The sequence below is a fragment of the Rhodococcus sp. NPDC080181 genome (assembly GCF_040702225.1).
GTDB classification, from domain to species: Bacteria; Actinomycetota; Actinomycetes; order Mycobacteriales; family Mycobacteriaceae; genus Rhodococcoides; species Rhodococcoides fascians.
Genome location: NZ_JBFBKN010000018.1, coordinates 1 through 15,611 on the forward strand (window position 1 = coordinate 1; position 15,611 = coordinate 15,611).

Annotated in this window: 8 protein-coding genes and 3 pseudogenes; 6 read left to right on the forward strand and 5 right to left on the reverse strand. The window is 59.4% G+C overall.

Annotated elements, in window-relative coordinates:
- Positions 1-456 precede the first annotated feature (456 nt).
- The 4 genes and pseudogenes from AB0O58_RS19425 to AB0O58_RS19440 all read left to right on the forward strand — a co-directional run.
- The gene (locus tag AB0O58_RS19425; RefSeq protein ID WP_366238606.1) at positions 457-1,341 is read left to right on the forward strand and encodes a hypothetical protein; all 885 of its coding nucleotides are present in this window, start codon (positions 457-459) and stop codon (positions 1,339-1,341) included.
- A gap of 168 nt (positions 1,342-1,509) precedes the next feature.
- On the forward strand, positions 1,510-1,842 hold the full coding sequence (locus AB0O58_RS19430; RefSeq protein WP_366238607.1) for a hypothetical protein: 333 nt from the start codon (positions 1,510-1,512) through the stop codon (positions 1,840-1,842).
- Positions 1,843-1,948: 106 nt separating this feature from the next.
- Complete coding sequence (locus tag AB0O58_RS19435; protein ID WP_366238608.1) at positions 1,949-5,359, forward strand: helicase-related protein; 3,411 nt, start codon at positions 1,949-1,951, stop codon at positions 5,357-5,359.
- 139 nt (positions 5,360-5,498) lie between these two features.
- A pseudogene (locus tag AB0O58_RS19440) lies at positions 5,499-6,719 on the forward strand (DUF1156 domain-containing protein); the annotation flags it as partial.
- A gap of 53 nt (positions 6,720-6,772) precedes the next feature.
- Here the strand turns inward: AB0O58_RS19440 and AB0O58_RS19445 are convergent.
- Both AB0O58_RS19445 and AB0O58_RS19450 read right to left on the reverse strand, forming a co-directional pair.
- Positions 6,773-7,660 (reverse strand): annotated as a pseudogene (locus tag AB0O58_RS19445) (IS3 family transposase); the annotation flags it as partial.
- A 2-nt stretch (positions 7,661-7,662) separates the two neighbouring features.
- Positions 7,663-7,968 carry a transposase gene (locus AB0O58_RS19450; protein ID WP_032389890.1) on the reverse strand — a complete coding sequence of 102 codons (306 nt, stop codon included), beginning with the start codon at positions 7,966-7,968 and terminating at the stop codon, positions 7,663-7,665.
- Between the two features lie 67 nt (positions 7,969-8,035).
- Between AB0O58_RS19450 and AB0O58_RS19455 the strand changes: the two are divergent.
- Together AB0O58_RS19455 and AB0O58_RS19460 are read left to right on the forward strand one after the other, a co-directional pair.
- Positions 8,036-9,547, forward strand: a pseudogene (locus tag AB0O58_RS19455) (hypothetical protein); the annotation flags it as partial.
- A 117-nt stretch (positions 9,548-9,664) separates the two neighbouring features.
- A complete protein-coding gene (locus AB0O58_RS19460; protein WP_366238609.1) occupies positions 9,665-13,033 on the forward strand; it encodes a Swt1 family HEPN domain-containing protein in 3,369 nt (1,122 codons plus the stop codon).
- Between the two features lie 698 nt (positions 13,034-13,731).
- Here the strand turns inward: AB0O58_RS19460 and AB0O58_RS19465 are convergent.
- The 3 genes from AB0O58_RS19465 to AB0O58_RS19475 form a co-directional block, all read right to left on the reverse strand.
- Positions 13,732-14,163, reverse strand: coding sequence for a hypothetical protein (locus AB0O58_RS19465; protein WP_366238610.1), 432 nt, complete (start codon positions 14,161-14,163; stop codon positions 13,732-13,734).
- 402 nt (positions 14,164-14,565) lie between these two features.
- The gene (locus tag AB0O58_RS19470) at positions 14,566-14,823 is read right to left on the reverse strand and encodes a hypothetical protein (protein ID WP_032399790.1); all 258 of its coding nucleotides are present in this window, start codon (positions 14,821-14,823) and stop codon (positions 14,566-14,568) included.
- Positions 14,813-15,571 carry a CPBP family intramembrane glutamic endopeptidase gene (locus AB0O58_RS19475; protein ID WP_032399789.1) on the reverse strand — a complete coding sequence of 253 codons (759 nt, stop codon included), beginning with the start codon at positions 15,569-15,571 and terminating at the stop codon, positions 14,813-14,815. The genes AB0O58_RS19470 and AB0O58_RS19475 overlap by 11 nt, the downstream gene beginning before the upstream one ends.
- Positions 15,572-15,611 lie beyond the last annotated feature (40 nt).

A 15,611-nucleotide genomic window follows, 5' to 3' on the forward strand; every position in this document is an offset into this window, starting at 1 on the left:
CATCGAAAGGACCGCCCCTGAACAACCGGAAACATCAACACGGGGTGGGGACTTTTACCTGGCCACCAGCGGGGACATCGACATGGCCATTGACAGTACTTGCTCCCACCGTCGGGGAGGTCATCGAGCTCGTCTGGCCACATCCGTGGGTCGGGCAGCTTCGCACGAATATCTACTGGATCGAACCGAATCGTCTGCGACAGCACCCAATCTCGCCCTGGGGCTTCACTGGAGGAGAAGAGTTCGGACGGCACACCCATAGCTGCACGCTACAACCCGATTGGATATCGAATTCGTATCTTGTGCGGTCTGATCACAGTGACCGCTGCACGACGCAGCACATCCTCTCGAACACTCTGCTATCTCGACAGCCCCGAACAGACCTACTCACCGCGGACGCTGCAGCGGACAGCTCAGTCCCTGCGTCGAACCGCTATCCGATGGCATGCTCGAGTAATGAGGCATCCTGGCGGCCACCGAACCCACCTGGTGTCGCTGTCGCCGTGGCGCAACGCCCTCCGGGTCTACGTCGCGGACGACGAAGCAGCTGAAGAGGCCAACAATGATCTGGTCTGGGAGTCTCCTGACACCTGGGACATCGGTGACGTCATGATTATCGTCGTCCCAGGCAGACAACGCGCCATCCTCAACGTCGAAGTCTTCTCCAGCAACTCTGAGGAGGGCACCTTCGAATCACAAGATAGCGCCGATCCCTACACTCGCGGACTATCGATCGCCGCCATCGAAACCCGTCTGGGGATGCCTGTACCCGACGCGCCTGCGACTCTCGACGCTGCGTTCGCGCAGCAGCTAATCGCTGCCATCGCCGTGGAAGCTCAGGACCCTACGCCGTGGTACCTGACAGATACCACTGGGTGCGCAGACGGATCCACCCCGATCGAGACCGGTTGGACACGTCCTGACGGACTGATCGATCCGTGGAAGTGCTTCTGCTGCTGCACAGACTATTCACTGCAACCGTTCTGGGCTGGCCGCGACGCCTTGCAGCTCCATCGGTGCTCATATGAAGACATCGCCGAAATGGGCCTGTTCGTAGTCCCCACCAGACCCGCGGCGGCCGTCACCGTATGCGGGGGCTGCCATGCGATGTTGCACAACCCGTTCGGGCCATCGGTTATGGACCTGCTGTTCGGATGGAGACCACCATGCCCGAGCTGCCAGAGACACCACGCTCTACGGCTGCTGCACGGCATGCCAGCACAATCCCCGCCCCCTGGATCCATCCACGCCGCCGAACGCGTCACCGATGACAACTTGGCTCCGCAGTACCACTGTGGACATTGCGGACACGAATGGCCGTCCCCGAGCAGCCCCGAATGAATGCTCGTGTGCGGCCACTGACAGCCTCAGGAGGAATGTCGTGCTCATCGAACCGGAGCTGACCCTGCCGGCGCTCGACGACGGACAACGACTGTTCGTCTGCCTGGGCGACCCGTGGGACCAGGCTCTACAAGACGTGCGCACCGGACGTGCGGATTCGACGTTTCTGTGGAACGTCGGCCGAAGTTACAAGAAGGGGGACTGGATTCTCACTATCTCGGTACTCGCCCCCGCGTGTTCTTGTGTTGGGAGCAAGCAACACGTGACGCGACACCGAACGGCAAACTGTGGGTCGATCACGAGACTGCTGTGTATTTCTCGAACCTGGTCGTCGTCGACGACATTGAGAAGAAGACGGGCTTGAAAATCGCGCCGAAAGCCCAGTTCGGAGGCGCCGAAGCGCAGAGCATTCGGCACGAACTAATCACCAGTTTGTGGTACCCCACAACCTGGCATGGTCTCGATGGAAAGGTGACAGGTGCTGACATCGCCGACTACTGAGCGCCATGGAGGTGGGCGTCGACCTCTTCACGAACCGAGTGGAATCGACAGCACTGTCAGACTTGTCCACTAGCGTGGGCCGACTATCGAACTGGAGGTCCTTTACGTGCAACTCGAGAATCTGAAAACCGGGCTCCGTCTGGCCGGAGTCATCCCGGCCGACGTGGTCACCGTCATTGCAGTCCAGTGGCACGGTGCGGATGCACTCGAATTGACGTACAAAACCACGGCCGGAGCACTCGGTCAGCAGGTCGTGTTTCGGAAAGACCAGGATCAGCTCGACGTCGCGCAGAGCGGCAGTCGCCCGTTCGACGCCCCTGCATCGGACTTCAAGCTGGCCGCCGAAGCGCAGCGCATCGGTCTCGCAGGACTGTTCGACCCCATGCTTGCCGTCGCCACCAGCGACGTTCAACCACTTCCCCACCAAATTAGAGCAGTTTACGGTGAACTGCTTCCCCGCACCCCGCTCCGATTTCTACTTGCAGACGACCCTGGGGCCGGCAAGACGATCATGGCCGGCCTCTACATCAAGGAACTGATCCTGCGCGACGACGTGCGGAAGTGCCTGATCGTCGCGCCCGGCGGTCTCGTCGAACAATGGCAGGACGAACTCTTCTTCAAGTTCGGGTTGCGATTCGACCTGCTGACGAACCAACTGATCGACGCGAACGTCAACCTCAACGTGTTCGACTCCAATCCGCTGCTGATTGCCAGGATGGACCAACTCGCTCGTAACGAGCAACTTCAGGAACAGCTCGCGGAAACCCAGTGGGATCTCATCATCGTCGACGAAGCCCATCGCATGGGGGCTCACTACTTCGGTGGAAAATTGCAGAAGACCAAGCGGTTTCTTCTGGGCGAGGCACTGGGAGAAATCACTCGGCACCTACTGCTCATGACTGCTACCCCCCACTCCGGCAAAGAAGAAGATTTCCAGCTCTTCTTGACGCTGCTCGACAAGGATCGGTTCGAGGGCAAGAACAAAGTCACCGCCGACACCAGCGGTGTGATGCGGCGCATGGTCAAAGAAGACCTGCTCACCTTCGAGGGCAAAAAACTCTTTCCCGAGCGCATCGCCGAAACCGTCCCGTACGAGCTGACGGCCGGTGAATACGATCTCTACGAGCGTGTGACCAGCTACGTCCGCGAAGGCATGAACCGCGCAGAACGTGTCGGCGGCAAACGCAAGAACACAGTCGGTTTCGCACTCACCGTTCTACAACGCCGATTGGCATCAAGTCCCGAGGCCATCTACAAAAGCCTGGTTCGGCGAACCGAACGTCTCGAACGCAAAAAGCAGGACATCATCAACGGCACCTACACCGAACCAGCACCGGGACTCGACCTCGAAGACCTCGACTCCGACGACTACAACGCCGAAGAGATCGAAGAACTGGAAGAGGAACTGCTCGACGCGGCCACTGCGGCACAGACCGTCGAAGAACTCGATGCCGAGTTGCTCGAGCTCGCCGACCTCACACGGATAGCCAAACAGGTACGCGACGCCGGAACCGATCGAAAATGGACCGAGCTGTCGACCATCTTGCAGGATCACGCGCTCACCACCGATCGCAACGGCCGGCCACGTAAGTTCATCATCTTCACCGAACATCGCGACACACTCGAATACCTGCGCGCACGCATCAGTTCTCTCCTCGGACGCCCCGACACGGTCAAAGCCATCCACGGCGGTGTACGCCGAGGCGAACGGCGCCAGATCACCGAAGAGTTCACCAAGAACCACTCCTGCCAGATACTGCTCGCCACCGACGCCGCCGGCGAAGGCCTGAACCTGCAGGCCGCCCACCTCATGGTCAACTACGACTTGCCCTGGAACCCCAACCGCATCGAACAACGCTTCGGCCGCATTCACCGCATCGGCCAAGAGGAAGTGTGTCGACTGTGGAACGTCGTCGCAGCCAACACCCGTGAAGGCGAGGTGTTCACTCGGCTCCTCGACAAGATCGAAGAACAACGAAAAGCATATGGCGGCAAAGTATTCGACGTTCTCGGCGAAGCGTTCTCCGACACCCCGCTGCGCAACCTGTTGATGGACGCTATCCAATACGGCGAACAACCGGACGTCAGAGCCAAGATGCACGAAGTAATAGACCAGACCGTCGGAGACGGACTCAAAGAGCTCCTGGACGAACGAGCACTGGCCTCCGAGCACCTCGCGGACTCCGACCTCGCTGCACTTCGGGCAGCGATGGACGAAGCACGCGCTCGCCGTCTCCAACCGCACTACATCGAACTGGCGTTCAAAGCGGCCTTCACACGGCTCGGAGGCCGTATCGCTCGACGGGAAAAAGGGCGGTACGAGATCGCCAACGTCCCGGCGTCACTTCGCTCGAGTAAGCAGGGCCCCATCGCGAGTCGCTACGACCGGGTGACCTTCGATCTACCTCACGTCCAGCCCGACGACCTCACCCGTGCCGACCTTCTGGCTCCTGGCCATCCTCTTCACGACGCAGTGATGGAGGAAGCCCTACGTAAGTTCGGAGTGGCACTCACCTCGGGCACAGTGCTGGTTTCCTCCACCCTGGACGCCCCGCATCTACTCGTGGGTGTGTCGGAAGAAGTCGCAGACGCAACCGGCTCATCCGTGGCTCGACGATTCGGCTACGCGTACGTCGATCAGTTTGGTTCGGTCACCCCGGCGGGCCCAGCTCCCTACCTCGACTGCGTCGCGGCACCAGAGGTAGCTTCGGTCGCCGCTGCTAAATCGATGCATTGGCTTTCGGAAGCCGAGGACAAGGCTGCGAGCTGGATCATTTCGCACCAACTCCCTGAATATCTTGCGGAGGTCCAACCGCGTAGAGCGGCGGAGCTCCAGAAGACGCGTGATCTCGTCACCAATCGCCTACAAGGGGAGTCGGAGCGACTTCTCCTCGACGCAGCCGTTGCTGCCGAGAAGGAACAAGCTGGTGACAAGGCGAAAGAGTCGTCTGAGAGCCTCAACAGGAAGGCAGTGGAGCTCGACTACCGGCTGCGGCAGCGCCTGGAACTATTGGACCAGCAAGCGTTGATGTCCACCAAGCCTCCACGAATTCTGACCGCGGCACTGGTACTGCCGATCAACGTGTTGGAGGGTGAACTCCCATCGAGTGCTCCGATGCACGCGAAGGAGACCAAAGAGGTCGAACGCCGCGGCGTGGATCTGGTCTTGGCCCGCGAGCGCGACGTCGGCCGTATACCTGTTGAGCAGGCCTTCAACAACAAGGGGTTCGATATTCTCTCGACCTCACCAAACGGTGACACGTACCGCATCGAGGTCAAGGCGCGCATCGAAGGTTCTGAGGATTTCTTCGTGACCCACAACGAGGTCATCATGGGCAAGAACTCCGCCCCTCGTTACCGGTTGGCACTTGTACGTGTCGACACGCGCGGTGCTCAATTCGACGAGGTCCGTTATCTGGACAACCCCTTCGCAACCACAGATCTAGGTGATTTCGATGCGACGGGGATCCGAGGTAACTGGGACAAGATGTGGGGAAAAGGCAAAGAGCCCTTTTAGTGCTGCCGCGGCTACCGGCGACACGCAGTTCTGCCGATGTGACAGGTGCCGCCCACATCGCTGCGGTTAGGGTTTGTAGATCGGTAGCACGCGCAACTAGGCACAGCTCAAGTCGGGCTCTCGAAGGGAATGCAGAAGAGTGACCAACCGCAAGTTAATCGAGGTTGCCCTACCTCTTGAGACGATCAACAGAGAGTCATCCAGAGAGAAGTCGATCCGTCACGGTCATCCCTCGACGCTCCATCTCTGGTGGGCGCGCCGCCCGCTGGCCGCCGCTCGGGCGGTCCTGTTTGCCCAGTTGGTGGACGATCCTTCTGCAAGACCCGACGAATTCCCTACCGAGCAACTACAGAGGACTGAACGCGAGCGCCTGCACCGTCTTATCGAGAAGCTTGTGGTCTGGGAGAACGCTGGCGATGAAGCACTACTGGCTCAGGCACACGCAGAAATCAACAAGTCTACGAATGGTGCACCGCCTTCAATAGTCGATCCGTTCGCCGGGGGCGGCACGATTCCGCTAGAGGCCCTTCGCCTCGGACTTGAAGCGCATGCATCGGATTTGAACCCGGTCGCGGTGCTGATCAACAAGGCCCTCATCGAGATCCCACCCAAATTTCGGGATCAGCCGCCGGTTTATCCAGGACTCGCTGATTCTGAAATTCGTTCGTGGAAGCGTGCACAGGGTCTCGCTGCGGACGTTCGCGCCTACGGACAATGGGTTCGAGCTGAAGCCGACATACGTATCGGGCACCTGTATCCAAAAGTTGCAGTCCCTGGAGGAGAAGAAGCTACCGTCATCGCATGGATTTGGGCACGAACAGTGACGTGTCCTAACCCCGCATGCCGCATCGAAATGCCGCTGGCCAGGTCTTGGTGGTTGAGCAAGAAGAAGGGGAAAGAGTCCTACATCGTTCCCAAACCAGTCAGTGATCAGAGCCATTCGTCGGGGCACAGAGTCGAGTACTTAGTCGAGCACGATCCAGATCGAGTGCCCACAACGGCAAATGATGGCACAGTGGGTCGCACTGGAGCGCGTTGCATTGCCTGCGAGACGGCTGTGGATTTGAAATACATTCGGGCTCAGGGCAAGAGCGGCCTTATAGGGCAACAATTGATGGCAGTCGTAGCGGACGGCGACCGCCAACGAACCTACCTTCCGGCAACGAAGGCGCAAGTAGACGCAGCCGACCTCGATCGCCCCACCGACATACCCGCTGCAGAAATCCCGCCGAAAGCGCCCAGCTTCAGGGTTCAGGCCTATGGAATGACAAACTGGTCAGACCTGTTTACGAACCGACAACTAGCAGCTTTGACGTGCTTCAGCGATCTCATCGGTGAAGCACGCGAACAAGTCTTGGCCGACGGTGGCACTTCCGAGTATGCCTGAGGTTCCCCCCGGAAAGTGGACAGTGGTTACGCGGCCATGACAGGCGCGATCAGTGACTGTTCGTAGTTGGCGGGGCTGAGCATCCCGATTGTGGAGTGCCTCCGGCGAGTGTTGTAGAAATTCATCCAGTTGTCAACTGCAGCAACCAATTCGGCTCGATGCACGAACGTGTGGCGATAGTAGTACTCATGCTTGAACGTCGACCACAAGCTCTCCGCACCGGCGTTGTCCCAGCATATGCCGGTTTCTCCCATCGAGCGCCGCAGCCCGTAGCGTTCGCAGGCCTGCTTGGTGATCTCCGCCGTGTACTGACTTCCCCTGTCCGAGTGCATGATTGTGCCGGCGACATCGCCACCGCGTTCGGCGACGGCCATGTCCAATGCTTCGAGAACCAGCTCGGTGCGCATGTGGTCCGCCATCGACCAGCCCAGGACCTTCTTCGAGTGTTCGTCCTTGATCGCACACAGGTACATATCACCGTCGCCGCAGCTCAGATAGGTGATATCAGATGTCCACACCGCATCGAGGCGGCCCTGGTCGAACTGGCGTCGAACTAGATCATCGGGGAACGAGGCGAAGGGATCGACCACGGTGGTGCGGACCTTGAAGGTGCGCGGGCTGATCCCGACGATGCCGAGTGAGCGCATGATTTTCGCGACTGTTTTGTCATCGATCACCTCGCCGCGATCGTGGAGTTCAGCGGTGATTCGAGGCGACCCGTACACCCCTTTCGACTCACGGTGTATGTCGATGATCTTCACCTCCAGATCTACACGTCGCTGCTGCCGTTCTCCCAATCTGGTTGTCATACTTCGTTCCTGGTGTTTGTAGAAACCTGAGGTCGACACTTCGAGTAGTCGTGCCATCCGGTGAATTGCGGAGTTCGCGCACTCCGCAGCCATCAACGCGTAGAGCTCTACTTTTGTTGATTTGCTGCGAAGTACGCGGACGCTTTTTTCAAGAACGCGATGTCTTTCTCCTGCTCGGAAACCTGCTTGCGAAGCCGAGAGAGCTCGGTGCGCTCCGCGGCGGTCAGCGGCTGATCACCGGATGCGGTGGCGGCTTCGATGCGGCGGCGTTCGTCGGCGACCCAGCGTCCGAGCAGTCCTTCGTTGATGGCCAGTTCACGGGCGACCTCGGCGATGGTGCGGCCGGAATCGATCACCCGGCGTGCGGCCTCGACCTTGTACTCGGTCGTGAACGACCTGCGTTTGCGGGACATGAGGACATCCTTCCAGCGGAACCTGTGGCCCTGCTATCTCGGTGTCCACTATCCGCGGGGAACCTCAGCCGACGCAGTTGCCACCTATCTAGCACTCGTTCAAAGCAAGATGACGAACCTGTCGTCGATGATCACCACTTGGATGAGCGACCGCGGGGCGTTCCGCGAAACCTTTGCGCGGCAAGCGCTTCCGATGGCCTGGGACTACGCCGAGGCAAACGTTCTATCAGCATCGGGTGGTGGGTGGGATACGTTCCTCGACAAAGAGGCAAAGGTCATCGATGTATTGCCAGTTGGAACCGGCAAGGTAAATCAAGCAGATGCAGCGAGTCGCGACTTCTCACGACTCCTCATAAGTACAGATCCGCCGTACTACGACAACATCGGATACTCAGACTTGTCCGACTACTTCTATGTGTGGTTGAGACGGTCACTACGATCGATTTATCCGGATCTGCTCGCCACCGTTCTCGTACCGAAAGCGGAGGAGTTGGTAGCGAATCCTTACAGACACGACGGCAAGAACGGTGCGAAACAATTCTTCGAGGATGGTTTCCGTTCGATCTTTGAGACAGCACGGAAGACTGCCTCTCCTGATTTTCCTATCACCGTCTATTACGCGTTTCGCCAAAGTGACACGGATGAAGAAGGCGACGCTTCCAAGGGATGGGAGACTCTGCTTGAAGGCATGCTTCGATCTGGCTGGAAGATAACGGCCACCTGGCCGCTGCGAACAGAGGGCTCCGGCCGCCTACTGGCCCGAAATACCAACGCGTTGGCGTCGTCAATCGTGCTGTCGCTACGTCCACGCGAGGACGATGCGCCATCTACCGATCGTCGGGGGTTCATCGCGGCCCTTGAGGCTGAACTGCCGGACGCGCTGAGAAAGCTACAGCAGGGTCAGATCGCCCCCGTCGATCTACCGCAGGCTGCGATCGGTCCTGGCATGGCCGTCTTCAGCCGATACGGTGCCGTACTTGAACCTGACGGCCTGAAGATGACTGTTCGGTCGGCACTCGCCCGCATCAACGAAATCCTTGATCAGGTGTTGAACGAGCAGGAAGGCGACTTTGATACCACCAGCCGCTTTGCGATTGCGTGGTACCGCCAGTACGGCTACGGCGTTGGGAAATTTGGTAACGCGGACAGTCTGGCACGAGCCCGAAACACGAGCGTCGAGATCATGGACAGGAATCAGATACTGACCAGTCGAGCCGGAAATGTTCAACTTCTTAACCCCAGTTCGCTTCCAGACGGGTACGACGTCCTCGCCGACACCCACATCAGTAACTGGGAAGCCCTCCACCACTTGATCAAGGTGCTTGACAGTAAAGGCATCGAACCAGCGGGGCACTTTCTACGATCGGCCCTCAGCCGCCCGGATGGTGCCGTCGACGCCGACCTTGTCAAAGAGTTGGGTCATCTACTTTTTCGCATCGCTGAGGCCAACGGATGGACTAAGGACGCTCTTAATTTCAACGCAGTCGTCACCAGTTGGCCGGAAATTTACGACGTCTCGCGTTCGGCGGTCGACGAAGCCATCCAGCAAGAAAGCTTCGACTTTGCGGTAGACGAATGACACTGTGCGAAAACGCAGGAAAGTGCGCGCGGACACCAACGAGTCAGGCCGGTTTGGGGCTTGAGGCGTCGCCGGTTGACACGAGTGAAATCCATGGACGAGGAAGGCTGACACCACATGGCATCTAGCAATCGTGACCGAATCGACCAGATGTTTCAAGTAATGGCGCCGGCCTTGGACGACTTCATCTCGCTGGTGATCGGACAAGCGGACCCCGCTCTGGGTGCCGACTGGGTCAAGCTGGTCAAGGACAAAGACGCGCGAAACGGCGCGCCAGCAGGGCGGACATACGATCCGCTCGATCCTCAGGTGCAGTTCCGCATTCTCACCGAAACGAACATCACGTCCTCACATCAGCCGCGTTGGTATCCGTTCAAGCAATCGATCGGACGCTCGGGGGAGACGTTCGCCAATGAACTCCGCGAAGTGCGCAACAACTGGGCGCATAACGGAACTTTCAGCGACGACGACGCATACCGCGCCCTAGATACCGGGGAGAGACTTCTCAAGCTCATAGGTGCGCTTCCGGAGTCCGAGCGTGTGACGGGTATCCGCCTCAACCTCAGACGCGTTACGGCTGACAAGGCCGACAAGAAGGTCTTGAAAACGGCGGTCGACAATCCGGAGGCAACCGGATTGAAGCCGTGGCGCGAGGTCCTACCGCCCCACCACGACGTTGCGACAGGCAATTTTCACGCGTCCGAGTTCGCAGCCGATCTGTACAAGGTCGCGAACGGGGGTGAAGTCGACGCTGACTACGCGGACCCTGTCGAGTTTTTCAAACGGACGTTCCTCACAGAGGGTTTACGCGATCTGATCGGACGGGCGGTGCGCAGGCTGGCAGGTGACAGCAATGCCTCGCCAGTGATCAACTTGCAGACGAATTTCGGTGGCGGCAAGACCCACTCGATGCTGTCGTTGTGGCATGTCGCGGCCGGGCTGCCAGTCAGCCAGTTTCCGCAAGACACGCAAGAACTGCTCAACAGCAGCGGCTACGCCGGGGCGACCGTCAATCGAGTAGCCATCGTGGGTAACCATCTGAGTCCGTCGGGAGTTCCCAAGGCCGACGGCACCCACGTGAACACCATCTGGGGAGAACTGGCCTGGCAGTTGGGCGGCCGCGAGGCCTACAACCTCGTCGAGCAATCGGACTCGGACCGCACGCCGCCCGGTGAAGCACTCCACAACCTCCTGGCGACGTACTCACCGGCGGTGATCTTGATCGACGAATGGGTCTCCTACGCTCGTTCGCTCGTGGGTCGCGACGACCTCGCAGGAGGCACGTTCGACGATCAGTTCACGTTTGCACAGTCGTTGACCGAAGCCGTCAAGGGAACACCTGGTGTCCTCCTCGCAATATCGATTCCCGCATCAGAGGCCGGCAACGATGACGACGCACCGATCGGAAACGCAGAAGAAGTCGGCGGAACACACGGGCTGGAGGCCCTCAAACGTCTGCAGAACGTCGTGCGCCGTGTAGCTGATCAATGGAGGCCGGCGTCATCCGACGAGGCGTACCACATTGTCAAACAACGGCTCTTCACCCAGCCGGACGCCGCGGCACTGGCCGCAATCGGGGCCACAGCTCGCGCCTATGTCGAGATGTACCGCAAGTACAGCGACGATTTTCCTCGCGAAGCCCGCGATCCGGCGTACGAGAATCGCATCAAACAGACCTATCCGATTCACCCTGAGCTGTTCGACACCTTGTACGAGGAATGGTCGTCACTGGAACGGTTTCAACGCACTCGCGGCGTGCTTCGCTTGATGTCGACAGTCATCCATGCACTGTGGACCGGTGAAGATGCTTCGCCACTCATCATGCCGGGATCGATCCCTCTTGCGACCTCGAACGTCAACTCAGAGCTGACGCAATATCTGCAGGATTCGTGGAAAGCGATTATCGACGCTGATGTCGACGGGCCGAATTCAGAACCCGCGCGAATCGACAAGGATCGCCCACTGTTCGCACAGCGTTCGCTGACCAAGCGACTGGCGCGAACAGTGTTTTTCGGTGCCGCGCCCACAGTGGCTCCGGGTGCAGAAAGCAAGGGGATCGGCACGCAGAGAGTCTTTCTCGGGACTGCAGTTCCAGGGGACATACCGGGTAACTTTCACGCCTCACTCACCCAACTCGCCGATCGAGCCACGTACTTCTACTCGGGTTCCGGGAAATACTGGTACGACCTGCAAGCGAATATCAGCAGAACAGCAAAGGACCAGGCCGAACGACTACACAAGGAAGAAGTGTGGGCCGAGATAGCCCTGAGGCTGCAGGGCCAAAGTAAGACCAGGGCTGACTTCGCCGGCGTGCATGTCAACCCAGAGTCCAATGCAGACATACCCGACATCGATGAAGCGCGACTGGTGATCCTGCATCCGAAGGTGTCACACAAACGGGGAACCGACTCGGCCGCAAAAGAGTTCGCCGACAAGGCAACCGAGCAACGTGGAACTGCGAACAGAACACACCGCAACATGCTCGTGTTCCTCGCTGCTGACGAAGCTCGGCTCGACGAACTGGACAACGCCACACGCGACTACCTTGGTTGGAGCCACGTCTTGGGCAACGAGGCCGACCTCGACCTCACCCAGAACCAAAAAAACCAGGCCGCGCAGAAGAAGTCTCAGGCCGATCAAACAGTTGCATCGCGGCTACTGCAAACGTTCATCTGGGCGCTGGTGCCGATCCAGCCTAATCCTGGCGCCAGGTTCTCGATCAGAGAGATAAAAGTCGAAGGGCAATCGACGTCCTTGGCAGAAAGGGCCTCCCGCCGGCTCGGAAACGACGGAGACCTATCCACGCGTCAAGCGGCCTCGACTATTCGACTGGCGATCAACAAAGTTCCCCAGATTTGGAAGGACGGACACGTCGCACTCGGTACGTTGTGGGGCCTCTACAGCGATTACCCGTACATGCCGCGGTTGAAGGATCGGCTCGTACTGGACGAGGGCATACTCGATCTGCCCCTGATCTGGCACACGGACGCTTTCGCCCTTGCAACAGGCTACGACGCTAGCGCCGGTCGGTACGTCGGCTTGTGGACACAGGACGACGGAACCACCGCACCTGTTGCAACCGATTCGCTGTTGCTGGTGCAACCGGCTGTCGCCACACGACAACGAGCTGAAGAGACCGTTGTTGACGTTGACGACGACGGCGAAGGGGGGGACGGTGGGGGTCGTGGAACGCTCCCACCGTCACCACCCAACCCTCCCGGGCCGAGTCCTGATGTTCCTGCGGTCAAGATCAAGACGCGTTTCTACGGCACGAAGACCCTCAATGCGGACAGAATCGCCCTCGACTTCAAGAACATTGCGGACGAGGTCCTGACGCATCTACGCGCGGACCCCGACGTCACCTTGACCGTCTCGATTGAGATCGAGGCGAGCAACGAACAAGGCTTCGACGAAGCAAGGATCCGGACAGTTTCCGAAAACGCACGCACGCTCAAATTCGAGCAGTCCGGATTCGAGGAGGACTAAATGATCTGCAACTACGCCTCAAGGTGAAGTCGTCGGGTTCGCTGACTTGGAGTAGTTGGCTGACGGACAAGAACTCATTCCCTGATCGGCAATGAGTTCCCGCGTAACATCGCGTCCATGTCTTTTGTGAACAAGCTTCTGGGTATCAGGGGCAAATCGGGTGGCTCGGGCAGTGATGAGCCGGGCAGTAGCGACGTCGTCGATGACTTTGATTACTCCACGATCAACAATTGCCCGTACTGCCACCAGGGGTTGCAGGGCATGGGGTGCGTGTCCTGTGATGTCGAATTCGTCCTTGAGGACTCGAGGCTTGTCGAACGTGGCCCCTCACAGCGAGCGGAGCGGCGCTGCACGTGGTGCGACACCCCGATGACGGGCGGAACCGAGTTCACTGCAGCCTGGGAGGACGGCGATAACGCGAATGCGTACGTCACTTGCTCGAGTTGCAAGAGCCAGAACGACTTCTGAACTGCGCACTGAGGGGAGCTGATTGCGACCGGCCCAACTTAATGCTCCACGTCCGTGGTCGCCGGAAGCACGTCGGTCGCTCGTCGCTGCACGGCGCGACGTATCCGGAGCAAGACCGTGACCGGTGACGCCACACCGGTAGTGGTCGACTGACTGTTCGTGGATTGTTTCAAAGCACCGATGCCGAATCCATGCTCGGCATCGGTGACTCGTCCGACGCGTTGTGACGATCAGGTCCTGTCGTTGATCCGGGTCAATGTGAAGGTGTCTGGCGAGTCTTCGCCGGGGATCACGGTGTAGCCGAAGACCAATTCGGTTTCGAACTCGCCGGCTACCTCCACGTAGTGCTCGTTCAAGTCCGGATCGGTCACGGTCCAGTGAACGTCGTCAGGCGCGCCGTAATAGGTCGGTTTGTACACTGGCCCACTCCATTGGACGACAGCTGACACACGCACTTCACCGATGGACGTGCCGTCTTCGAACTCTTCGGCTTCGTCGTAATCCATTGTGGATGCGTCGATGTCGACATCATCGACGACAATGGGCCCTTCCTCGATTTCAGGCCCGAGGTTGACATAGAAATCGCTGGGGCCGGTGTCGAGACTGATCTCGAGCTCGTGATTGAGCAACTGTTTGTCACCCTCGACAGCGGCCTTCAGCACTTCGTACACAGTGAGGGGGAGGGGATACGGGCTACCGGTTCCCGCCGACGGGCCGGTGACCGTACTGCCCGTGCTCGGGGTGGCGGTGCGTCGCAGAGCTGCCGGATAGGTGATACCGGGGTTCGCACTTTTGTACGCGCGAGCAGGCTTCTTACGGTTGCTGTTTCGTGTCATTACAGGATCCATCCACTGGTGGTGGCGACGTCCCGCATCCATCGCACACGGACTCAGTGCACGAACATTTCCTGCTTCGCAGATCCGAACTTCCGAGGACCTTGCCCTCCGGCGTTGTGTCTGTGCGGTGATGCGGGCACCTGATACAACTCGGGGTCAGCCATGCGATACGGCTCTATGGAAAGCGTACCGCATGCGTAGGTGGGCGAATCGAATCCGAGACCGAGTTCAGACACCCCAGATCAGGAGAAGGACCGACAGCCCGCCCATCAGTACTGCGACCGTGCCGAGTACGGCAGGCGAGAGTCGGGTCTGGCCAATGCTGAGGTCCTGTGACTTCGCTGCAGCACCGAGAGCGGCGGCGACTATGGCGCCGATCAGGAGAAACCACCACACGGGGTCGAGGTTGCCGACGAGTTCCTTGACTCCAGGAGGCGCTTCGGGGGTTGGGTTGGGGATTTGAGCACGAGTTTCATTACGGATCATGGCGTTTCTTTCCACTTGGGGTCATTGGGCTTTCGAGGTTCAAATGTTGGTGCAGTCCTGCTGATCGAGCGATGATGCCGATGAGCAGAATAGAGACCGCAAGCAGGGCCAGAACAGGAACAGCGGCAGGACCGTGGGCCAGACGGGACACAGCGGCCGCCGGGACGAGCACCGAGGCAGTATTCATGGCGATGTGCGCCATGATCGGTGCTGTCATCGTGCCGAACACTTCACGTGTCACGCCGGCCAGCAGGCCGACGGCGCCGGCCATGATCATGTCCCGAGGCCGCGGGTGGACGAGAGCGAAGACCGCCGTCGTCAGAGCTACTGAGAGAGCAACGGGGGAGACACGGTTCAGCGCACCCTGGAGAAGGCCGCGGTAGAGGATCTCCTCGGTGACCGGGGCTATGGCGAGCACGAACAGCAGTGTGAGCAGGTACGGCTCGACTCCGAGCCGTTGGGCGGAGTTCTCTTCATCGGTGATGAGGAGTCGGGCAATGATGGCACCCGTCGACCAGAGGCAGAAGCCGCCGAGTACTGCGGCGGCCACGAGGACTGCCGAAGGTCTCTGCGCAGAGCCGGAGTGTTGGGCCGGATAAATCCGGAGTGCAGGCGCGTAGTGCCCGATGGCGAGAGCGAGAGCGATCATGCAGACAGAGGTAGCGACCACCGGACTCACACCGATGCCGCGTAGCAGCAGCTGGGGAATCGTCAAGGACACGCCGACGCCGACGACGGCGACAACCACCAGGCTCCACGCAGACAACCCCCGGCGAACCGAAGTCCGT

Coding starts and splice junctions, on each gene's coding strand:
- AB0O58_RS19425 (WP_366238606.1), top strand. CDS start 457: ATGAGGCATCCTGGCGGCCACCGAACCCACCTGGTGTCGCTGTCGCCG.
- AB0O58_RS19460 (WP_366238609.1), top strand. CDS start 9,665: ATGGCATCTAGCAATCGTGACCGAATCGACCAGATGTTTCAAGTAATG.
- AB0O58_RS19450 (WP_032389890.1), bottom strand. CDS start 7,968: ATGTCCCGCAAACGCAGGTCGTTCACGACCGAGTACAAGGTCGAGGCC.
- AB0O58_RS19470 (WP_032399790.1), bottom strand. CDS start 14,823: ATGATCCGTAATGAAACTCGTGCTCAAATCCCCAACCCAACCCCCGAA.